Origin of the sequence: Kitasatospora sp. NPDC059722 (assembly GCF_042733235.1) — a bacterium.
In the GTDB taxonomy this organism is placed as follows: Bacteria; Actinomycetota; Actinomycetes; order Streptomycetales; family Streptomycetaceae; genus Kitasatospora.
Map to the genome: position 1 here is coordinate 66279 of NZ_JBHWGD010000025.1, position 20483 is coordinate 86761.

The window sequence follows — 20483 nt, forward strand, 5'->3', positions numbered from 1 at the left end:
TTCTGTTATCTGTTTTCTGTCATCTGTTCACCGTCGCCCGTCCGCCGTTACCCGCCCCCACCCGCAGTGGCATGATGCCGCCCATGACGACCACCGGGCGGATCCAGACACTCCGGGCGAGCGAGCGCCCGGCCACGGCATGGCTCAACGGGGGCGGGGTGACCCGGGAGGTCGCCGGCTTCCCCGCCGGGGCCGCGCTGGACGGCTTCGAGTGGCGGGTCAGCCTGGCGGACGTCGCCACCGCCGGTCCGTTCTCCCCGTTCCCCGGCATCGACCGGGTGATCACCCTGGTCGAGGGCCCCGGCATGGTGCTCACGGTCGACGGAGCCGAGCACCGGATCGACGCGCCCTACCGGCCCTTCGCCTTCCCCGGCGACGCCAGCACGGACTGCCGCCTGCTCGCCGGCCCGGTGGTCGACTTCAACGTGATGACCCGTCGCGGAAGGGTCACCGCCGAGGTCGCCCTCGTGACCGCGCCCGCATCCGCCGACGTGCCGCCGGGCGGCTCCGTCCTCGTGGTCTGCCTCGCCGGCTCCACCACCATCGACGCCTCGACCGATGCCTCAGTCGACACCGCGACCGACACAACCACCGCGACCGCCACCGCCACCGCTGACGCCACCGACGACGCCACCGACCTCGCCCGGTACGACGCCGCCCTGCTCCGGCACCCCGGCCCGCTCCGGCTCCGGCCCGACGGCGTCACCGCCGTCATCACCTTCCGCCCCGCCGCCTGACGGCGCCGGACGTCAGGCGCCCGGCCCCACCCTCAGGCCGACTCACCCGGCAGGCGCAGGTCCCACCCCACCAGGGCACGCAGCTGTTCCGCCGTCACACCGTCCGGCACCGGCTGCGGCGGCTCGTGGCGCAGCGGCGGCTGCCAGCCGTCCTCGGGCGTCCAGCGCCGCACGACCTTGGCCGGCGCGCCCGCGACGACGCTGTGGTCGGGCACCTCGCCGCGCACCACCGCGCCCGCGGCCACGACCACGTTCCGGCCGATCCGGGCGCCCGGCAGGATCACCGCGCCGGTGCCGATCCAGCTGCCCGAGCCGATCTCGACGGGTTCGTTGCGCGGCCACTGCTTGCCGATCGGCAGGTCGGTGGCGCGGTACTCGTGCGCCTGGTCGGAGATGTAGACGCCGGGCCCGGTCCACACGTCGTCGCCGAGGACGATCGACTGGTGCCCGACGATGTGGCTGTCGCGGCCTATCACGCAGCCGCCGCCGATCCGCACGATCGGATCGGGCCCGAGGTCGAGGCCGGGCAGGAAGCCTGCGCTGATGGTGACCCGTTCGCCGATGATCGAGAACGGTCCGATCGTGATCCACTGCTCGTTGAACACCGCCCCGAGCGGGAACGCGAGCGTCGTCCCGTCCCCCAACTCGCCGAAGCGGTAGGGGCCCGGGTTCTGGTTGCTGACCGCGCCGGTCCGCTGCACCCAGCGCCAGCCCCGGTGCACGAGGCGTCCGGCTGCACGCCGGCCGCCGGCCCGGACGGCGGAGACGAGGGAACGGGTTTTCGGCATGCGCTCACGTTACCGGCCCGTAGGGTCCGTCCGGCCGCCGGGCGGCCAACATCACACCCGGCCCACACGCCACCCCCGCACCCCGACCCACACCCGCCGCACGTACGCCCCACACCCACACCCACACCCGCACCCGCACCCGCACCCACCGCACGCACGCCCCACACCCGCGTCGACCCTCAACCCCCGCAGCCCGCACGCACCTCCGCCCCCGATCACCCCGACCCGATGTCCGCCCGCCGTGGAACACTCCGGACCATGGACATCTCCGAGCACATCGACGCCCTGCGCCTCGAAGGCGCCCTGCTGGCCGACGCCGCCGCCCGCGCCGGCCTCACCGCCCCCGTCCCGACCTGCCCGGACTGGCAGGTCGCCGACCTCCTGCGGCACATCGGCACGGTCCACCGCTGGGCCGCCGCCCACCCCGCCCGGGGCCTGCGGGAACCGCTCGACCTGGACGGCGGGAGCGAGCCGGTCGGCCCGATGCCGTCCGACGCTGCGCTGCTCGACTGGTACCGCGAGGGCCACGCCGCCCTGGTGGACACCCTGGTGGCCGCGCCCGCCGACGTCGACTGCTGGTTCTTCCTCCCCGCGCCCAGCCCGCTGGCGTTCTGGGCCCGCCGCCAGGCGCACGAGACGGCCATCCACCGCCTCGACGCCGACGCGGCGGCCGGCACCGAGGGCCCGCGGGCGGACGCCGCGCTCGCGCTGGACGGCGTCGACGAGCTGCTGCGCGGGTTCCTCGTCCGCCCGCGCTCGAAGCTGCGCAGCGAGGAGCCCCGCACCGTCCTGGTCCGGGCCACCGACGGCCCCGGCGCCTGGCGGGTGACGATCAGCCAGGAGCCGGTGGTGACCGCCACCGCGGACGCGCCGAACGGCCCGGGCGAACCGGGAGCCCCGGCCGAGCCCGCGGACCTGACCATCGCCGGCCCGGCCCACGAGCTCTACCCGCTGCTCTGGAACCGTCTCCCGGCCGACCACTCCGGAGCCACCACGTACACCGGGGACGAGGACCTGCTGCGCCTGTGGCGCGAGACGGCCGGCATCGGCTGAGAACCGGTCCGGCCGCACAAAAGAACCGGATAACGGGAGATCGGGAGAACGGGGGGACGGCCCGCCGCGTCAGCGCACCCAGCGCGCGGGCCGCTTCTCCAGGAACGCCCGCATCCCCTCCTGCGCCTCCGCCGAGCCGAACAGCCGCGCCGACAGCTCCACCAGCTCGTCCGCGTCACGCTCGAAGGAGCGCACGACCTCGGCGTTCGCCAGCCGCTTGGACTCCGCGAGCCCCTGCGGCGAGCCCTGGCGCAGCGCGTCCAGCAGCTCCTTCAGCGCGGTGCCGGTGTCCTCGGCGGACGCCGTGGCGCGGGTGATCAGCCCGATCCGCGCGGCCTCGGCGGCGTCGAAGACCTCGCCGGTGAGGTAGTAGCGGGAGGCGGCGCGCGGGTCGAGCTTGGGGCGCAGCGGCAGGGAGATGACGGCGGGCGCGAGGCCGAGCCGGACCTCGGTGAACGCGAAGGTGGCGGCCGGTCCGGCGACGGCGAGGTCGGCCGCGCCGACCAGGCCGAGGCCGCCGGCCCGCACGTGCCCGTCGATCACGGCGATCACCGGCTTCGCGCAGTCCACGATCGCCCGCTGGAGCTCGACCAGGCCGCGCGGGCCGACCGTCGGGTCGGCGCCGGTGGCCTCGGACAGGTCCGCGCCCGCGCAGAACACCTTGCCGGTGTGCCCGAGCACCACCGCCCGGACGTCCGGGTCGGCCGCGGCGAGCGCCAGGCCGGCGTGCAGCTCGGCCATCAGGCGGGTGGAGAGCGCGTTGCGGTTGTGCGGCGAGTCGAGGGTCAAGGTGGTGACGGCGTCGGCGGTGGTGACGTGGACGAACGGCGCTTCGCTGGTCATCGGCGGGGCCTGCTTTCCGGCTGAGGGTGGGTCGGACCGCGGGCGCCCCCCCCGGGGGCCCCCGCCGGCGCCCCCCCGCGGAGGGCCCGCCCCCCCGCCCCCCGGCGCGGGGGGCGGGGGCGGGGCGGCGGGCGGGCGCCGGGGGGCGCGGGCGGGCCCCCCCCGGCCCCCCCCCCCCCCCCCCCCACGACTCTGGCACGCCCACCGGCCCCTCGGCCAGAGCCACCGGGGACGCAATGGGCGGAAAACCGGTGGTGGGCGCCACACCGCCGGCGGCACCATCGACGCCATGAGCACCATGAACGCCCCCGCATCCACGCCGCCCGGTGCCACGCCCGGGACCGGGGCCGCCGGCGCCGTCCTGCTCCTCGCGCCCCGGATCAACGAGACCGGCCTCCAGCTGCGCACCGCCGCCGGCCGCCGCGGCCTGCGCGCGTTCACGGCGACGTCCTGGCAGGCGCCGGGGGAACTGCTCGGTTCGACGGCACCCGTGCACGTGTACGGCGGGCCGCTGTTCGGCGACGCCGTCGGACGGGCGCTCGGGCTCGCGCTCCTGGAGCCGTCCGCCACCTGGCTCGGCGACCTGCCGCGCGAGCTGACCGGGCGCCGGGTGTCCTGCACGACGCTGGCCGAGGCGCGGGAGCTGCGCGGTCCCGCGTTCGTCAAGCCGCCGGCGGACAAGGTGTTCGCCGCCCGCGTCTACGAGGACGGTGCCGCGCTGCCCGGGCCCGAGGTGCTGGACGGCGACACGCCGGTGCAGGTGAGCGAGGTGGTGCGGTTCCGGCGCGAGTACCGGCTGTTCGTCCTGGACGGCACCGTCCGGGCCGCCTCCCGGTACGCGGTGGACGGGGAGCTGAGCGTCGCGCCGCTCGGCGCGGACGCGGGCGAGGTCCTCGCGTTCGCCGCCGACGTCCTCGCCGCCGACGGGCCCGGTCTGCCCAGCGCCGCCGTGGTGGACGTCGGCCCGACGGACAGAGGTTGGGCCGTGGTCGAGGCCAACGCGGCCTGGGCCAGCGGTGGTTACGCCGCCGACCCGGACGGCGTCCTGGACGTCGTGCTGCGCGCCGCCGGACCGCTCGCGCAACTCCCCGCCGCCGACCGCCCGTTCCTGCGCGACCTGCCCGAGATCGTGCGCTGATCCCTGGCGGGTCGCGCGTCCCGCAGCCGCCCCGCCCGCCCGTACGTCACGCTCCTCCGAGGAAAGGCGAAAGGCGCGTGCGGCAGCGTCCCGCCATGCGCCACGATGGCCCGCATGACCACCAACCAGCACCTCACCCACATCACCGAGCCGCCCGGCGTCGCCCCCGGCACCGGCTACACCCAGGTCGTCACCGGCACCGGCCGCCTGGTCCAGGTCTCCGGCCAGGTGGCCTTCGACGAGCACCGCAACCTCGTCGGCGTGGGCGACCCGAAGGCGCAGGCGCGCCAGGTGTTCGAGAACCTGCGCCGCTGCCTGGCCGCGGCCGGCGCCGGCTTCGACGACGTCGTGAAGTTCACCATCTTCGTCACCGACATCGCCTACCTGCCCGCCATCCGCGAGGCCCGCGACGAGCACGTGAACACCGCCAACCCGCCGGCCAGCTCCGCGGTGCAGGTCGCGGCGCTGTTCCTGCCCGAGGTGCTGATCGAGATCGAGGCGTTCGCCCTCGTCCAGGAGTAGGCCGCCACCAAGCCCCCGACACACCCCTGGGTTCCCGCCCACCAAGCCCCCGACACACCCCTGGTTCCCGCCGCCCGCGCCCACCGGACGGCGGGAACCTTGGCGAGGTCCGCCCCCACTCGCCCGCCCCCACCCGCGGCGCCGTCCACCAACCAACTCCCCAGTGGTTCAGACCTGTTGACGCATTGGTCCAGTCCTCCTACAGTGCCCATGCCCCGCCCCCACGGCGCGGGCACCGATCGCACACGGATCACCAGCACCGGTTCTACTCCACCCTGTCCAACCCCCACAGACACAGGGAGAACCATGTCCGCTCGATCCCGGGCGGGGCGCCCACGCGTGCGCAGCAGGCTGCTCGCGCTGCTCTCCGTCCTGCTCCTCCCCCTGGCCGCGCTCACCGCGCTGGCCACCCCGGCCCAGGCCACGGGCAGGCTGACCGCCGTCTTCACCACCGCCGACAACGGCTCGTGGTGGCAGGGCACATACGTCGTCCACAACGACAACGCGGCCGCCGTCACCGGCTGGACGCTGGAGTTCGACCTCCCGGCCGGTGTCACCATCGGCAACACCTACAACGGCACGGCCACCGTGAACGGCCGGCACGTCACGGCCACCAACGCGTTCTACAACGCGACCGTCCCCGCGCACGGCACCACCGAGCCGTACAGCTTCTGGTTCGTGGGCAGCGGCCCTGTCGCCACGCCCCTCAACTGTCGTGTCAACGGCGACAAGTGCGACGGCAGCGCCGATGTCCCGCCGTCCGCGCCCGGTACGCCGTCGGTCACCGAGTCGACGGCGCACACGCTCACGCTCGGCTGGCCGGCCGCGACCGCCGGGGACTTCCCGGTCGCCTCGTACGACGTGCTGAACGGCGCCACCGTCGTCGGCTCCGGCACCGCCACCAGTGCCGTGGTCACGGGCCTCACCCCGGCCACCACGTACACGCTCACCGTCCGCGCCAAGGACACCCGCGGCAACACGAGCGGGCCGAGCGCGCCCGTCACCGCCGCCACCTTCGACCCGTCGACCGACCCGAATCCGCCCACGACACCTGCCAACCTCCGCGCCACCGCGGTGAGTTCGTCCGACGTCACGCTCGCCTGGAACGCCTCGACCGACGGCGTCCGCGTCGCCGCGTACGACGTCTACCAGGGGGGCGCCCTCGCGGTGACGGTCGGCGGGAGCACGCTCACGGCCACCGTCGGCGGCCTCTCCCCGTCCACCGCCTACACGTTCACCGTCAAGGCCCGCAATCCGGGCGACGTCTCCTCGCCCGCGTCCGCACCGCTCGCCGTCACCACCTCCGACCTGGTCGGTGCCGGGAAGTACGCCCGCGTCGGCTACTTCGTCCAGTGGGGCATCTACGGCCGCCAGTACTTCGTCAAGAACCTCGACACCTCCGGCAGTGCAGCCAAGCTCGACGTGGTCAACTACGCCTTCGAGAACATCGATCCGACCAACCTGACCTGCCTGGCCGGCGTCACCAAGGGCACCACGTCCAACCCCCAGGACCCCGGCCAGGGGACGGGCGCGGGCGACGCCGACGCCGACTACGCCCGCCCGATGAGCGCCGACCAGTCGGTGGACGGCGTCGCCGACGACGGCTGGGGCAAACTCCGCGGCAACTTCAACCAGTTGAAGAAGCTCAAGGCCAAGTACCCGAACCTGAAGGTGGTCGTCTCGCTCGGCGGCTGGACGTACTCCACGTTCTTCTCGGACGTCGCCGCGAGCGACGCCTCCCGGCAGAAGTTCGTCCGGTCCTGCATCGACGTGTGGATCAAGGGCAACCTGCCCGCCTACAACGGCGCGGGCGGCCCCGGCACGGCGGCCGGGATCTTCGACGGCATCGACCTCGACTGGGAGTGGCCCGGCTCCGGCGACGGCCACGCGGGCAACCACTGGAGCGCCGACGACAAGACGAACCTGACCCTGCTGCTGGCCGAGTTCCGCAAGCAGCTCGACGCGCTGGGCGGCCCGCACCGGCTGCTCACCGCCTTCACCCCGGCCGACCCGGCGAAGATCGGCGCGGGCTGGGACCTCACGAAGATCTTCGACTCCCTCGACATCGCCAACGTCCAGGGCTACGACTTCCACGGCTCCGGCAGCGACAACTCGTGGGAGCCCAACCGCACCGGCCACCAGGCCAACCTCAACGCCGACCCCAAGGACCCGTACCCGTTCCACTTCAGCGTGGACGCGGCGGTCCAGGCCTACCTCGGGGCCGGCGTCAACCCGCGCAAGCTCACCATCGGCTTCCCGTTCTACGGCCGCGGCTGGCAGGGCGTGGCCGACGGCGGCGCGTCCGGCGCCTGGCAGTCCGCGAACGGGGCGGCGCCGGGCCAGTTCGCGGAGGAGGCCGGCACCCGCGGGTACGGCAACCTCATCACCAGCGTCCCGGACCTGACCGTCCACCACGACCCGCAGGCCGTCGCGACCTACGGCTACACGGGCGCCGGCGGCCAGTGGTGGACGTTCGACGACGCCTGGTCGATCGCCGGGAAGACGGCCTACCTCAAGTCCAAGAACCTCCTGGGCGGCATGATCTGGGAGATGTCCGGCGACACCCCGACCGGCACCCTGATGTCCGCGATCGACACCGGCCTCCAGTAGCCGGGCCGGCACCCTGCCGGGGCCGCGAGGGAACCGCCTCGCCAGGCCCCGGCACTTCCATGTCCGGGACAAATCAAATGAGTTGAGTCACCATCAGATGACGCACGTCTCACGACACCCGAGAGACAAGACGGGCGCGGCACGCTACGCTGAGACGGCGTCACCCCTCCCCACCCTGACCGGGCCCGGCACAGGGTCGGGCTCGCGGCCCCGGGTTTCCCGGAGCCGAACCTCCCGGGGAGGGACCATGGGAAAGCGCTCGTCGCCGCCCGGCGACCTGCGTGGCAAGGCCCGCACGGCGGGGATGCACCTACGTCGGGCGTACGAGGCCACGGGAACGTGGCTGCAGTCGCCCGCCGGAAGGTTCACGGTCCGGATCGCGGTCGATCTCCTGAAGCTGTACGTGCGCGTCAAGGGGATCGACACCGAACTGCCGTCCGGCACCGACCCCCTCGAGCGGTGAGATGACCACGGCCCCGCCCTGCAGATTGGACCCTCGGGGCGGGTTCGTGTTGCTCAACCAGCCACGATACGCGGTCCGCCATCGGCGCACCACGCCCAGCGCATTGTCGCTCGACCATCACGAGACAATGCGAGACGGCGAGACACCGCGAGACACTGCGAGACAGGACGGCGAACGGATCGGGGGAACGGCGGGCCATGGCCGAGGAAACGCAGGACGTCACACGGCGCGGCCGCCCGTGGGGCCCGATCCGGGGCGAGTCGCCCGAAGTCAGGGCGCTGGCAATGGAGCTGCGGTCATGGGTCGACAAGGCCGGCCTCTCGATCAGCGAACTCGCGCAGCGCCTGCCGCACGGCCGGGCGACGATCGCCCGCCGGCTCGCTGGTACCAATCTGGCGAGTGACTGGGACTTCGTCGTCGACCTCCTCAGGGCGACGACCGTGCCCGAGTCCGAGCTCCGCGCACGCCGGCGCGCAGGCGCGCGACAGCTCTGGGAGCGGGCTGCGCACAGCGCTACCCTCACCCGCCTCCCGGCCGAACAGGATCCGCCCATCGCCATCGCGACGCGCCTTCCTGCCGAGCAGGATCCGCCCTCCGAGGGCCAGTTCAGCAGTGGTGGCGGCGTTGTCATCTCCGGCACGGTCCACGGCGGCATCAACATCACGGCGCCCGAACCGGGCGAGGCCCTCGCGACCGTCCAACAGCAGCTGATCGCGGCCCAGGAACGCGTGATCGCCCTGATGGACGAGCTCATCGCCGTGCAGCAGCGGAACCGCGAACTCGCCGATCAACTTAGCCGGTCCCACGCCATGATCGAGTCCCTCCTCCGCTCCGTGAACGAGCAGGTAGAGGAGGAACCGTCCGCCGAGCGGCTGCGCGCCGGTATCGCCCGGACGCTCGACGCGCTCCCCTCCCCACGGGAACAGAGCTGAGGGCCGGCGCTCCCCTCCGAGGAATGCCGGCCCTCCCGCCCTACAGGAGCAACGCCCTGCGGGACTACCGCGAGGCGAGCGCCGACAGCCTGCGCGCCGCGCGGTACTGGCGCAGCACCTGGGCGAAGGTCGTGTGCCCCTGGGTCGTGCGGGCGAAGGCGCGCCAGGCGGCCGGCACCAGGCAGACCGCGGCGTGGAACAGGTACGGCCGGCGCTCGAAGGCCGCCAGCAGCTGCTTGCCCGCCCGCATCTCCACGCCCAGGCCCGCCTTGATGGCGAACGCGTAGTTGAGCGCCTCGCGCCGCACCCCGGCCGCGTCGCCCGCCTCGGCGACCTTCACGGCCCACTCGCCGGCCAGCCGGCCCGACCGCAGCGCGTACGAGATGCCCTCGCGGGTCCACGGCTCCAGCAGGCCGGCCGCGTCCCCGGCGACCAGCACCCGGCCGCGCGAGAGCGGCGAGTCCTCGGCCCGGCAGCGGGTCAGGTGGCCGGACTCGACGCTCGGCGTGAAGCCGGACAGGCCCAGCCGTCGGACGTAGTCGGCGAGGTACTGCTTCGTCCCCTCCCCGTCGCCGCGCGCCGAGATGACGCCGACGGTCAGGCTGCTCGACTCGGTCTTCGGGAAGACCCAGCCGTAACTGCCGGGCAGCGGGCCCCAGTCGAGGTGGATCCGGCCCGCCCAGTCGGCGGCGACCTGCGGCGGCACCGGGATCTCCGCCTCCAGGCCCAGGTCGATCTGGTCGAAGGTGACGCCCACGTGCCGGCCGATCCGGCTGGCGCTGCCGTCCGCGCCGACCACCGCGCGCGCCTCGAACCGGCGCCCGTCGGCGGCCGTCACCAGCGCCGTGCGGTGGTCCCCGCCGCGCTGTTCGACGCCGGTGACGGTCACACCGGTGACCAGCACGGCGCCCGCCTGCTTGGCCGCCTGCACCAGGCGCAGGTCGAACTCGTCGCGGTTGACCAGGCCGAACAGCATCCGCTTCGAACGCTGCGTCCGGGTGTACTGCCCCCGGTAGGCGAAGGTGACGGCGTGCACGCGGTCCTGGAGCGGCAGCCGGAAGTCCGGCGGCAAGCTGTCCCGGGAGGGGCCGATGATCCCGCCGCCGCAGGTCTTGTAGCGGGGGTGCTCGACCTTGTCGAGCAGCAGCACCCGGCGGCCCTGGACGGCGGCGGCGTGCGCGGCCGAGGCCCCGGCCGGTCCGGCGCCGACCACCACGACGTCCCAGACGCCGTCGACCGCGTCGAGCGCGTCGGCTGCGTCACGCGAGTCGACCACGTCGGCTGCGTCACCCGAGTCGAGCGTGTCGGGCCCCGGATCCGACGGACCGTCGGAAGGCCGGACGAGTCTCTCGGGCGCCTCGGACGCTTCCGACGCCTCGGACGCCGTCGGCAGTTCGGACGCCTCGGCGTCGAGCGGGCTGCGGGAATCGGAGCTTCCGGAGTCAGTCACGTCGAGCAATCCTATGCGTCCGCACCGGTCCCTGCCGAGCCGCACCACACCACGGCGACCACCCCGCACCACACCGCCGCACCCGCACCGCACCCTCACCCGCCCACCCTCGCCCGCCGCTCCGCCTATGATCGGCGGTACCCCAACCGCCCGTACCCGCCCGGACCATCCCTCGGGCGGCCCCGTCCCCGGAGCAGCCCCGATGTCACAGCCCCTGGCCGACGCCGTCCGGTCCCTGATGGACCGCGCCCGCACCGACCTCGCCGAGCTGGTCGCCTTCCCGTCGGTCGCCGACCCGCGCCAGTTCCCGGTCGAGGAGTGCGAGAAGGCCGCGCGCTGGACCGCCGAGGCGTTCGCCGCCGAGGGCCTGACCAACGTGCAGCTGATCGACACCCCGGACGGCACCCAGTCCGTCTACGCCGAGCTCCCCGGCCCCGAGGGCGCGCCGACGGTCCTGCTGTACTCGCACTACGACGTCCAGCCGCCGCTCGACGAGGACGCCTGGCTGAGCCCCGCCTTCGAACTGACCGAGCGTGACGGCCGCTGGTACGGCCGCGGCGCGGCCGACTGCAAGGGCAACATCCTGATGCACCTGACCGCCCTGCGCGCCCTGCGCCAGGTGTACGGGGACGCGTACCCGGTCGGCCTGAAGATCATCGTCGAGGGCTCGGAGGAGCAGGGCACCGGCGGCCTCCAGCAGTACGCCGAGGCGCACCCGGAGCTCCTCACCGCCGACGTCATCGTCATCGGCGACACCGGCAACTTCGCCCCCGGCCTGCCCACCGTCACCGCGTCGCTGCGCGGCATGACGGTCGTCGAGGTCTCCCTCACCACCCTCGCCGGCAACCTGCACTCCGGCGCCTTCGGCGGCGCCGCCCCGGACGCGCTGCAGTCCCTCGTGAAGGTGCTCGCCTCGCTGCACGACGAGAACGGCGACGTCGCCGTCGCCGGGCTGGCCACCGGCCAGACCTGGGAGGGCGTCCAGTACCCGGAGGAGCAGTTCCGCGCCGACGCCAAGGTGCTGGACGGCGTCGCCCTCACCGGTACCGGCTCCGTCGCCGACCGGCTCTGGGCCCGCCCGTCCGTCACCGTCCTCGGCATCGACGCCCCGCCGGTGATCGGCGCGACCTCGTCCGTGCAGGCCGCCGCCAAGGCGCTCGTGAGCCTGCGGGTGCCGCCGGGCACCGACTCGGCCGCCGCCCAGGACCTGCTGGTCGCCCACCTGGAGGCGCACGTGCCGCTCGGCGCGCACCTGACGGTCGAGCGCCAGGGCAACGGCGCGGCGTTCAGCGCCGACACCACCGGCCCGGCCTACGAGGCGATGGGCAAGGCCATGGCCGAGGCCTTCGGCACCCCGATGGTCGTCTCCGGCGAGGGCGGTTCGATCCCGCTCTGCGACACGCTGCGCACGCTGTACCCGCAGGCCGAGATCGTGCTGATCGGCGTGGAGGAGCCGACGACCCAGATCCACGCGGTCAACGAGAGCGTGGACCCGAAGGAGCTGGAGCTGATGGCCCTCAGCGAGGCCCTGTTCCTGCGTCACTACGCCGAACTGCGCTCCGCCTGACGAAGGTTGTGCCCGCCCCCGCGGCGGGCACGCGCCGCCCCGAGGACACACCGGACGACCCACCGGACGACCCATCGGACGATGCGCCGCCCGGTGCCCCCGGTGCCCCCGGTGCCCCCGGGGACGCACCGGGCACCGCGCCCGCCGCCCGGCCGGCGGCTGCTCCCAGTCGCCGGCCCCTGGCCGCCACCACGGCCGCGACGGCCGCCGCGTAACCGGCCGCACCCACCGCGAGCCCGGCCCCGGCGCCGAAGCAGAACTCCGGGATCAGGCCGCGGCGCAACGGGCTGATCCGGTGCGCCACCCCGGCCGCCGTCGCCAGGCCCAGCGCCACGACGGCGGCCCTCCGGCCCGTCGGCGAGAGCGCGACGGCGGGCCGCACCGGCTCGACGGCCCGCGCCGCGCGCACCGCCCAGCCGCCCACGGCCGCGAGCGCGAGGGCCGAACTCCCGTACTGCAGAGCCGAGTAGAGCGGCACACCGGCCACCTCCCGGTCGAGCACCGGCAGCAGCCGCACCCCCAACCGCCCCTCGTGGGTGAAGGCGTCCCACCCCACGTGCGTGGCCGCGCCGACCGCCGCCGACACCGCGAACCACCCCGCTCGTGCCGCCGCCTCCGGGCCGCCACGGCGCGCCACCGCCATCACGCCACCGCGCGGAACCGTCAGCGCCTCCGCCGCTCCCGCCCACCGCTCGGGCAGCAGCGCCACCAGCGGCCCCCGCAGAAGCCCGTGCCAGCCCGCCACCAGCGCGCCCGCGACCGCCACGTCCAGCGTCGGCACCGCCCACCACCGGTGCGTCAACCCGCCGTGCCCGTACACCCCGGGCAGCAGGGACTCGGCGAAGAACGGCACGTCGGGCGCCATCGACCCGGCGACCAGCGCCGACGCCACGAGCGGCCCGCGCTCCCCGGCGGCGCGCAGCAGGGGCAGGACGGCGGCGGGGTGGCTGAACGTGAACGGCATGCGCCCATCCTGCCCGCTCCCACCCCGGCCCGCCGACCGCCCACGCCCTACCGTTTGGAGCCGCTCCGCCGTTCCGGGGCACTCCGCCGCCCCGCGCCCCACTGCTCCGCCACCCCTCGCCCCTCGCCGCTCGCACCTCGCCCCTCGCCCCTCGCACCGGGCCCCGCGCACCGCCTACGCCGCGTCCGCCGCCCTGGCCAGCCCCGCCGCGACCCGCCGCCCCGCCTCCAGGTACCGCAGCTCCCCGCTGCGCCGGGCGTCCAGGGTCGCGGCCAGCCGCCGGTACCGACTCGGCGGCAGCAGGTCGGCGGCCTCGTCCAGCGTGACGAAGCGGCAGTTCCGCAGCTCCTCCCGCTGGAGCAGGAGCCCCTGCCGGGCGGTGGCGTCCAGCAGCCCGCCGTCGTACATGAGCCGCAGGCCGCCGCGGCGCGGCCCGGTGCGCGGCTCCCAGTCGACGGCGAGCAGCCGCAGGACGGCCGGGTCGAGCCGCAGGCCGAGTTCCTCGGCGGTCTCGCGCAGGGCGGCGTCGGTGGGGGCCTCGCCGCGTTCGACGACGCCGCCCGGGAAGTCCCAGTCGGGCTTGTAGACCGGATCGACGAGGAGCACGCGGTCCTGCTCGTCGAAGAACAGGACGGCGGAGGCGACGGTGTCCTCGGTCGGGTCGGGCGTCTGGACGATCGGACAGCGGGCGGCGCCGTCGCGGACGAGGTCGGCTATCCGTTCGGCGGTCTCGCGCGGCGTGAGCCCGCCGGTGTCGAGCGCGCGGGCGTCGCGCAGCAGCCAGCGCCGGGCGGCGCGGTAGCGCGGCAGGTGCTCCAGGCCCCACCGGCGGACCCGGTCGCTGGCCTCGGGGTCGCCCGGGCACGCGTCGCGCTGCTCGATGCGCTCCCGCAGGATCGTTTCTTCGGGATCCAGGACGACGTGGTGCACCGCGATGCCGTGCGAGGCCAGGTCGCCGAAGATCTCGTCCCGGTAGTCCTCTCTGAGCAGGGTCATCGGGACCACCAGGGGGCCCGGCACCTCGCCGAGCAGCGCGGCCGCCACCTCGGGGACGAGCCGGCGCCAGGCCGGCAGGTCCTGGAAGTCCGACACCGCCGACAGCCGGTCGGCCGGGAGCATCCCCCGCAGCCCGGCCCCCACCAGCTCGGGGTCGAACAGCGTGCTCCCGGGAAGCAGTTCCACCAACTCGCGGCAGGCGCTGGTCTTGCCCGCCCCGAACGTGCCATTGACCCAGACGATCACAACGTCCCCTGCCCCTCGACTTCCCCCGATGCCGTTCGCACCGGGCGGCGCCCCCGTCGTCGAACCAGCGCCACCCGTGGTGGTACCCCCGCCGCGCGGCTCCCCATACCTTCCCGCGCCCTCCACTGCGCCGCCCCGGCCTGCCCTGTGACAGCGGCATGTGCCCAGGCCAGGAGCCCGGGCGGCGGACGGCGCCGACCGTTCGCGCAGGCCTCCGTGCGCGCTTCGCACGCCTACGGCCCGCCCCCGCCGCGCCCCATCAAGCCGGCTCGCGCGCCGATACAACGGCGCTCACACAACGGCACACGCCCCACGCGCACCACCCCCGCGCACGACCGTACGCCCTCCGCGTCCCCGCCCGCGCACCGGATCCCCCGACACCTGCCGCCGACCCGCACCGCCACCGAGCCGAGACTTCACCGTGGTCGACACCACCGGCGCCCGCGGGGCCCTCCCCCGCCCGACGGACCTCTGACCCGGCACCTCCCGAGGTCAATGTCCTGACGCAGAAAGGGCGTTCGGGCCCGAACAGGTCCGAACGCCCTCCGCTCACACGGCTACGGACGCCCCATGTAGGCCGGGTAGTAGCCGCTGCTGATGCCCGAGATCCGGATGTTGGTCCCCGGCCGGGCCGCCTCGACGTACTGGTTGTTGCCCAGGTAGATCGCCACGTGCTGGATGCCCCGCCTCGTGCCGTCGGGCGACCAGAACAGCAGGTCGCCGCGGCGCAGCTGGCCCGCGTTGATCGGCGTGGTCGCCTCGTACTGGTCGTTGGCCACCCGCGGCAGGTCGATGCCGCCGCGCCGGAACGCCTGCTGCACCAGGCCGGAGCAGTCGTAGCCGTCCGGCCCGTTGCCCGCGATCTCGAAGGGCTTGCCGAGCTGCGCGAGCGCGAACTGGATCGCCGTCTCGACGTTCCGGTCCGCCGCGGGCGGCGCCGCGCTGGAGGAGGACGACGAGGACGAGCCCCCTCCCCCCGTGCGGTTGAGGTAGATGTCGTAGTGGGTGGTCCAGCGCCACTCGCCCTTGCTGTTCTTGAACCAGTACCGCGACCCGTCCCAGCCCTGCTTGATCCCCCCGTTGGACTTCGCGCCGGAAGTCGAGGACGACGTCTTGGCCGTCGAGCCGCCCCCGGTGCGCGCCTTGTAGACGCTGTAGTGCGTCGTCCAGCGCCACTCGCCCTTGCTGTTCTTGAACCAGTACCGCGACCCGTCCCAGCCGGCGTGGGCCGGCGCCGACTCGGCGGACGCGGGGGTCACGCCGGTGCCGAGGCCGATCACACCCGCGCCGGCGACGATCACGGCCACCATGCCTATCCCGCGGCGCACCCGCCCGGCCCGGGAGGGACGGGCCGCGGCCCTGCGGTCGGCGGTGGGGGTGGTGGCGTGCTGCCGGGTCGGCTCGTCGGAGGCATCCGGTGCGCCGGTGTTGACCGTGGTCATCCTGCTGACTTCCTTCACTGCTGCGGAAACGCGGAGTGGTCCGAGCCGTCGAACCGACCCCAAAGGGGACGGACCGGACGATTCGGTCCTGTCGCGTGTCACGTTAGGCACGCGTCCGCACCCGGCGCGCAGTGGAGTGAGCCAAAGGAAGGGTCACGAAGGGTGAGCACCGAACGGGGCATCAGGGTGAGCCCCCGTCACCGGAGCGGTTCCCGACGCCCCCTCATCACCGCTCGCCGGACTCCGCCAGCAGCTGCTTCTTGAGCACCTTTCCCATGGCGTTCCTTGGGAGTTCGGGCACCAGGACGACCCGCCGCGGGCGCTTGTGCACGGACAGCCGCTCGGCCACGAACGCCGTCAGCTGGTCCCCCGTCACCGGACCGTCCGCGATGACGTACGCGACGACGGCCTGCCCGAGGTCCTCGTCCGGCGCGCCGACCACCGCCGCGTCGGCGACGGCCGGGTGGTCGCGCAGCGCGGCCTCCACCTCGCCGGCGCCGATCCGGTAGCCGCCGCTCTTGATCAGGTCCACCGAGGCGCGGCCGACGATCCGGTGGAAGCCGTCCGGGCCGATCACCGCGACGTCGCCGGTGCGGAACCAGCCGTCCGCGGTCCACGCCTCGGCGTCGGCCTCCGGCCGGTTGAGGTAGCCGGAGAAGAGGGTCGGCCCGGCGACCTGCAGCTCGCCGACGGTCTCCCCGTCGGACGGCACGGGCGCGCCGTCCTCGCCGACCAGCCGGGTGCGGACGCCGTCCAGCGGCAGGCCGACGCTGCCGGGCCGGCGCTCGCCGTCGGCCCGGGTGCTGACGGTGATCAGCGACTCCGTCATCCCGTAGCGCTCGATGGGCGCGTGGCCGGTCAGCTCCGCGAGCCTCTCGAACACCGGGACGGGCAGCGGCGCGCTGCCCGAGACCAGCAGCCGGGCGCCGGCGAGGGCGGACGCGGCCTCCGGGTCCGCCGCCAGCCGGGACCAGACGGTCGGCACGCCGAAGTACAGGCTGCCACCGGCGGCCGCGTACCCGGCGGGAGTGGGCCGGCCGGTGTGGACGAGGCGGCTGCCGGTGCGCAGGGCGCCGAGCACGCCGAGCACCAGGCCGTGGACGTGGAAGAGCGGCAGGCCGTGGACGAGCGTTTCCCCGGCGGTCCACTGCCAGGCGGCGGCGAGCGCGTCCAGGTCGGCGGCGACGGCCTCGCGGCGGATCACCGCACCCTTCGGCGCGCCCGTGGTACCGGAGGTGTAGAGGACGAACCCGGCGGCATCCCCGGCCGGCTCGGCGTACGTCGTCGCGGAACGCGCCGCCGGATCGACCGGCAGCGCCTCGACGCCGCCCGCCGCGCCCGCCGCCGCGGCGCCCACCGCGATGTCCTCGACCGCGCTGTCCCCGATGGCGTGCGCCAGCAGCGCGGCCCCCGAGTCGCGCAGGATGTGCTCGCGCTCCTTCGGCCCGGAGTCGGGCGGCAGCGGCACCACGGGCACGCCCGCCAACAGGCCGCCGACCACGGCGGTGACGGTCTCGACGCTCGGCCGCGCCAGCACCGCGAGCGCGGGGGCACCGGCGACCCGGTCGGCCACGGCGGTCGCCGCGCCCAGCAGGTCCTCCCGCGAGAACGCGCGCCCGTCGATCCGCAGCGCGTCGGCGGAGTCCCCGAAGCCGCCCTGAAGTGCAGTCAGCAGTGCCATGCGTCCGTCCTCGCCTCTCCACAGGTGTCGCGCCGACTCTACGGGCCCGCCGCGAACGCCCGGGAACAGCGGGACGGGACCAACGGGACGGGAACAGCGGCCCGGGACCAGCAGGACGGGACCAGCGGCCCGTGAACAGCGGGGCGGCCCGGGAACGCCGGAGGGCGCGGCACCGAGCACCCGGCACCACGCCCTCCGTCCCCGCGGGGCGGATCAGCCCTTGCGGGCCTTCACCTCGGCGGTGAGCTGCGGCAGGACGGCGAACAGGTCGCCGACGACGCCGTAGTCGACCAGCTCGAAGATCGGGGCCTCGGGGTCCTTGTTGACGGCCACGATGGTCTTCGAGGTCTGCATGCCGGCCCGGTGCTGGATCGCGCCGGAGATGCCGTTGGCCACGTACAGCTGCGGCGAGACCTGCTTGCCGGTCTGGCCGACCTGGCTGGTGTGCGGGTACCAGCCGGCGTCGACGGCGGCGCGGGAGGCGCCGACGGCCGCGCCGAGCGAGTCGGCGAGCTCCTCGACGACGCCGAAGCCCTCGGCGGCACCGACGCCGCGGCCGCCGGAGACCACGATGGCGGCCTCGGTCAGCTCCGGGCGGCCGGTGGACACGCGCGGGGTGCGCGAGACGACCTTGGCGGCGTTGCCGGTGAACTCCACCGACACGTTCTCGACCGCGCCGGCGGCCGGGGCGGCCTCCGGGGCGACGGCGTTCGGCTTGACGGTGATGACCGGCGCGCCCTTGGTGACCGTGGACTTCACCTGGAAGGACGCGGCGAACACCGACTGGGTGGCGACCGGAGCGCCGTCGCCGGCCTCCAGGTCGACGGCGTCGGTGATGATGCCGGAGCCGATCCGCAGGGCGACGCGGGCGGCGATCTCCTTGCCCTCGCCGGAGGACGTGACCAGCACCGCGGCGGGCGACACGGTCTTGGCGATCTGGGCCAGGGCGTCCACCTTGGGGACGACCAGCTGGTCGGCGAACTCGGCGCCGTCGGCGACGTACACCTTCGCGGCGCCGAACTCGGCGGCCTTGGCGGCGATGTCGGCCGCGGCACCACCGGCACCGAGGACGACGGCCGACGGCTCGCCGATGCGGCGGGCCAGGGTCAGCAGCTCCAGGGCCGGCTTGCGGACGGCGCCGTCGGCGTGGTCGACCAGAACGAGAATCTCAGCCATTGCTCAATGTCTCCGTGTTTCGCTGGGGCGGGGTTTGGGGGGCGCGGCTCAGATGAACTTCTGGTCCGCGAGGAAGGCGGCGAGCTGCTTGCCGCCCTCGCCCTCGTCCTTGACGACCGTGCCCGCGGTGCGCGCCGGACGCGCCACCACCGAGTCGACCGCCGTCCACGCGCCCGCCAGACCGACCTCGTCCGCCTCGATGCCCAGGTCGTCCAGGTCCAGCGACTGCACCGGCTTCTTCTTCGCCGCCATGATGCCCTTGAACGACGGGTACCGGGCCTCGCCCGACTGGTCCGTCACCGACACGACCGCCGGCAGCGACGCCTCGACCAGCTCCGTCGCCGCGTCACCGTCACGACGGCCCCGCACCACGCCGCCCTCGACCGACACCTCCGACAGCAGCGTCACCTGCGGCACACCCAGACGCTCCGCCAGCAGCGCCGGCAGCACACCCATCGAACCGTCCGTCGACGCCATGCCACCGATCACCAGGTCGAACCCGGTCTTCTCCAGCGCCTTCGCCAGGACCGCCGACGTCCCGATCACGTCCGAACCGTGGATGTCGTCGTCGTTCACGTGCACGGCCTTGTCCGCACCCATCGACAGCGCCTTGCGCAGCGCGTCCTTCGCGTCGTCCGGCCCCACCGTCAGCACGGTCACCTCGGCGCCCTCGTTCGCCTCCGCGATCCGCAGCGCCTGCTCCACGCCGTACTCGTCCAGCTCCGACAGGAGGCCGTCCACGCCCTCCCGGTCGGTGGTGTGGTCGTCCGCGAAACGACGGTCACCCGTCGCGTCCGGCACGTGCTTCACACAGACGACGATCCTCAAGGTCATGAGCGGTTCTCCTGTCACGGGTGCACTGGATCCTTGGCCTCAGGTCATGCCGAGGGTACTGAGTGCCAATCCCGGCCCGGCCGCGCCATGCGCCCGCAAGCGCCACCTGGACCGGCATGCCGTGTCGGCTCTCTTCGACTGGCGTCAGAGGCTCCGGGACGACAATACGGCACTCAGTACCCCTCGTAAAGGAACTCAGTACCCTTCACGGTGGCCCGGGGCCCTCGGGCCGTCCTGCGGCGCCGGTCCGCCCAGGGCCACGGCGGCCTCGCCGGTGTGGACGCGGAAGGTGAGCGACTCCTGGAGGTACAGCCGGACGGAGTCGGCGTCGTGGGAGAGGTAGCCGACCGAGACGTCCTGGCCGAGGACGAGTTCGAAGTCGCCGCCGCGGGCGGAGAGCAGGAGGGCGCCCTCGATGGCGGGGGCCCAGATGATCTCGCCGTCCAGGAGCCGGGCGAGGTGGTTGTGGACGGGGTAGCCGTGGTCGCTGGTCTCGTTGACGGCGGTGAACGCGTCCGCGCCGAGGAGCAGCGAGTACGGGCCGCCGACGCCCGCGAGGCGCAGCGCCGTGAGGGCGCGGCTGACGGCGTTGGGGTAGTCGCGGACGTCGGCCGGGAGCGGGACGGGCGGGTTGGTGGCGGCGGCGCGGATGCCCTCGATGGCGGCGGCCCGGTAGCCCTCGAAGACGGCACGGTCCTCGGCGAGGGCGAGGGTGCGGGCGGCGTCCTTGACCGGCTGCCAGTCGGAGTCGCGGGCGCCGCGCTCGACGTCGTCGACGGCCTCGCGCGCGACGGTGAACGGGACGCGGAGCTCGACCACCGGCCGGGCCTCGCGGGCGTGGGCCAGGACGCCGTCGGCGGGCGGGTCGATCGCGGCGAGGTGGCCGGTGCCGACGGCGGCCAGCCCGGCGCCGTCGGGGCCGCGCAGATCGACGGCGCGGCGGCCGGCGACGTGCAGGGTGAAGGTCTGGCGGGCCTCCTCCTCGATCTCGGCCCAGGCGGCGGCGGAGACGGGGGCGAGGTCCCGGTGCAGGTTGTCCAT

General features: G+C 74.5%; 18 protein-coding genes. 8 read left to right on the top strand and 10 right to left on the bottom strand.

The window, feature by feature from the left end; genetic code table 11:
* The first annotated feature begins 83 nt into the window (after nucleotides 1–83).
* Entirely contained in the window at nucleotides 84–737 is a 654-nt protein-coding gene (locus ACFV4F_RS18270; protein ID WP_380503609.1) for a HutD family protein, read from the top strand.
* A 32-nt stretch (nucleotides 738–769) separates the two neighbouring features.
* On the opposite strand, the gene ACFV4F_RS18275 is transcribed toward ACFV4F_RS18270, so the two are convergent.
* On the bottom strand, nucleotides 770–1525 hold the full coding sequence (locus tag ACFV4F_RS18275; protein ID WP_380445632.1) for an acyltransferase: 756 nt from the start codon (nucleotides 1523–1525) through the stop codon (nucleotides 770–772).
* Nucleotides 1526–1783: 258 nt separating this feature from the next.
* Between ACFV4F_RS18275 and ACFV4F_RS18280 the strand changes: the two genes are divergently transcribed.
* Complete coding sequence (locus tag ACFV4F_RS18280; RefSeq protein ID WP_380503612.1) at nucleotides 1784–2578, top strand: maleylpyruvate isomerase family mycothiol-dependent enzyme; 795 nt, start codon at nucleotides 1784–1786, stop codon at nucleotides 2576–2578.
* Between the two features lie 69 nt (nucleotides 2579–2647).
* Here the strand turns inward: ACFV4F_RS18280 and ACFV4F_RS18285 are convergent, their stop codons facing one another.
* Complete coding sequence (locus tag ACFV4F_RS18285) at nucleotides 2648–3421, bottom strand: enoyl-CoA hydratase family protein (RefSeq protein ID WP_380445634.1); 774 nt, start codon at nucleotides 3419–3421, stop codon at nucleotides 2648–2650.
* Between the two features lie 289 nt (nucleotides 3422–3710).
* Here ACFV4F_RS18285 and ACFV4F_RS18290 point away from each other — a divergent pair, with 289 nt between their 5' ends.
* From ACFV4F_RS18290 to ACFV4F_RS18310, 5 genes are all read left to right on the top strand, one after another.
* Entirely contained in the window at nucleotides 3711–4559 is an 849-nt protein-coding gene (locus ACFV4F_RS18290) for an ATP-grasp domain-containing protein (protein WP_380503615.1), read from the top strand.
* A 114-nt stretch (nucleotides 4560–4673) separates the two neighbouring features.
* The gene (locus ACFV4F_RS18295; protein ID WP_380445636.1) at nucleotides 4674–5081 is read left to right on the top strand and encodes a RidA family protein; all 408 of its coding nucleotides are present in this window, start codon (nucleotides 4674–4676) and stop codon (nucleotides 5079–5081) included.
* Nucleotides 5082–5387: 306 nt separating this feature from the next.
* Nucleotides 5388–7691 (top strand): glycosyl hydrolase family 18 protein, encoded by a 2304-nt coding sequence (locus ACFV4F_RS18300; RefSeq protein WP_380503618.1) that lies wholly within the window; start codon nucleotides 5388–5390, stop codon nucleotides 7689–7691.
* Nucleotides 7692–7938: 247 nt separating this feature from the next.
* A complete protein-coding gene (locus ACFV4F_RS18305; protein WP_380445638.1) occupies nucleotides 7939–8154 on the top strand; it encodes a hypothetical protein in 216 nt (71 codons plus the stop codon).
* Nucleotides 8155–8351: 197 nt separating this feature from the next.
* The gene (locus ACFV4F_RS18310; protein ID WP_380503621.1) at nucleotides 8352–9086 is read left to right on the top strand and encodes a hypothetical protein; all 735 of its coding nucleotides are present in this window, start codon (nucleotides 8352–8354) and stop codon (nucleotides 9084–9086) included.
* 64 nt (nucleotides 9087–9150) lie between these two features.
* Here the strand turns inward: ACFV4F_RS18310 and ACFV4F_RS18315 are convergent, their stop codons facing one another.
* Complete coding sequence (locus tag ACFV4F_RS18315) at nucleotides 9151–10362, bottom strand: geranylgeranyl reductase family protein (protein WP_380498556.1); 1212 nt, start codon at nucleotides 10360–10362, stop codon at nucleotides 9151–9153.
* A 376-nt stretch (nucleotides 10363–10738) separates the two neighbouring features.
* Between ACFV4F_RS18315 and ACFV4F_RS18320 the strand changes: the two genes are divergently transcribed.
* A complete protein-coding gene (locus ACFV4F_RS18320; RefSeq protein WP_380503624.1) occupies nucleotides 10739–12103 on the top strand; it encodes a dipeptidase in 1365 nt (454 codons plus the stop codon).
* Here the strand turns inward: ACFV4F_RS18320 and ACFV4F_RS18325 are convergent.
* The 7 genes from ACFV4F_RS18325 to ACFV4F_RS18355 all read right to left on the bottom strand — a co-directional run bounded on the left by ACFV4F_RS18325 (nucleotide 12054) and on the right by ACFV4F_RS18355 (nucleotide 20483).
* Nucleotides 12054–13067, bottom strand: coding sequence for a DUF4184 family protein (locus tag ACFV4F_RS18325; protein ID WP_380503627.1), 1014 nt, complete (start codon nucleotides 13065–13067; stop codon nucleotides 12054–12056). The genes ACFV4F_RS18320 and ACFV4F_RS18325 overlap by 50 nt on opposite strands.
* Before the next feature lie 174 nt (nucleotides 13068–13241).
* Nucleotides 13242–14309, bottom strand: a complete 1068-nt coding sequence (locus ACFV4F_RS18330) for an NUDIX domain-containing protein (protein ID WP_380503630.1) — start codon at nucleotides 14307–14309, stop codon at nucleotides 13242–13244.
* 557 nt (nucleotides 14310–14866) lie between these two features.
* Nucleotides 14867–15751 (bottom strand): C40 family peptidase, encoded by an 885-nt coding sequence (locus ACFV4F_RS18335; RefSeq protein ID WP_380445644.1) that lies wholly within the window; start codon nucleotides 15749–15751, stop codon nucleotides 14867–14869.
* Nucleotides 15752–15977: 226 nt separating this feature from the next.
* Nucleotides 15978–17432 carry an acyl-CoA synthetase gene (locus ACFV4F_RS18340; RefSeq protein WP_380503633.1) on the bottom strand — a complete coding sequence of 485 codons (1455 nt, stop codon included), beginning with the start codon at nucleotides 17430–17432 and terminating at the stop codon, nucleotides 15978–15980.
* 213 nt (nucleotides 17433–17645) lie between these two features.
* Nucleotides 17646–18608 (bottom strand): electron transfer flavoprotein subunit alpha/FixB family protein, encoded by a 963-nt coding sequence (locus ACFV4F_RS18345; protein ID WP_380503636.1) that lies wholly within the window; start codon nucleotides 18606–18608, stop codon nucleotides 17646–17648.
* 48 nt (nucleotides 18609–18656) lie between these two features.
* On the bottom strand, nucleotides 18657–19442 hold the full coding sequence (locus tag ACFV4F_RS18350; protein WP_380503639.1) for an electron transfer flavoprotein subunit beta/FixA family protein: 786 nt from the start codon (nucleotides 19440–19442) through the stop codon (nucleotides 18657–18659).
* A 195-nt stretch (nucleotides 19443–19637) separates the two neighbouring features.
* Nucleotides 19638–20483: a family 1 encapsulin nanocompartment shell protein gene (locus ACFV4F_RS18355; RefSeq protein ID WP_380437359.1), complete on the bottom strand. Its 846-nt coding sequence runs from the start codon at nucleotides 20481–20483 to the stop codon at nucleotides 19638–19640.

Bases quoted from the DNA above. Each gene is read 5' to 3' on its own strand.
- ACFV4F_RS18350 (WP_380503639.1), bottom strand. From the start codon at position 19,442: ATGACCTTGAGGATCGTCGTCTGTGTGAAGCACGTGCCGGACGCGACG.
- ACFV4F_RS18285 (WP_380445634.1), bottom strand. From the start codon at position 3,421: ATGACCAGCGAAGCGCCGTTCGTCCACGTCACCACCGCCGACGCCGTC.
- ACFV4F_RS18280 (WP_380503612.1), top strand. From the start codon at position 1,784: ATGGACATCTCCGAGCACATCGACGCCCTGCGCCTCGAAGGCGCCCTG.
- ACFV4F_RS18275 (WP_380445632.1), bottom strand. From the start codon at position 1,525: ATGCCGAAAACCCGTTCCCTCGTCTCCGCCGTCCGGGCCGGCGGCCGG.
- ACFV4F_RS18355 (WP_380437359.1), bottom strand. From the start codon at position 20,483: ATGGACAACCTGCACCGGGACCTCGCCCCCGTCTCCGCCGCCGCCTGG.
- ACFV4F_RS18300 (WP_380503618.1), top strand. From the start codon at position 5,388: ATGTCCGCTCGATCCCGGGCGGGGCGCCCACGCGTGCGCAGCAGGCTG.
- ACFV4F_RS18270 (WP_380503609.1), top strand. From the start codon at position 84: ATGACGACCACCGGGCGGATCCAGACACTCCGGGCGAGCGAGCGCCCG.
- ACFV4F_RS18305 (WP_380445638.1), top strand. From the start codon at position 7,939: ATGGGAAAGCGCTCGTCGCCGCCCGGCGACCTGCGTGGCAAGGCCCGC.
- ACFV4F_RS18310 (WP_380503621.1), top strand. From the start codon at position 8,352: ATGGCCGAGGAAACGCAGGACGTCACACGGCGCGGCCGCCCGTGGGGC.
- ACFV4F_RS18290 (WP_380503615.1), top strand. From the start codon at position 3,711: ATGAGCACCATGAACGCCCCCGCATCCACGCCGCCCGGTGCCACGCCC.
- ACFV4F_RS18340 (WP_380503633.1), bottom strand. From the start codon at position 17,432: ATGGCACTGCTGACTGCACTTCAGGGCGGCTTCGGGGACTCCGCCGAC.
- ACFV4F_RS18320 (WP_380503624.1), top strand. From the start codon at position 10,739: ATGTCACAGCCCCTGGCCGACGCCGTCCGGTCCCTGATGGACCGCGCC.
- ACFV4F_RS18335 (WP_380445644.1), bottom strand. From the start codon at position 15,751: ATGACCACGGTCAACACCGGCGCACCGGATGCCTCCGACGAGCCGACC.
- ACFV4F_RS18325 (WP_380503627.1), bottom strand. From the start codon at position 13,067: ATGCCGTTCACGTTCAGCCACCCCGCCGCCGTCCTGCCCCTGCTGCGC.
- ACFV4F_RS18345 (WP_380503636.1), bottom strand. From the start codon at position 18,608: ATGGCTGAGATTCTCGTTCTGGTCGACCACGCCGACGGCGCCGTCCGC.
- ACFV4F_RS18295 (WP_380445636.1), top strand. From the start codon at position 4,674: ATGACCACCAACCAGCACCTCACCCACATCACCGAGCCGCCCGGCGTC.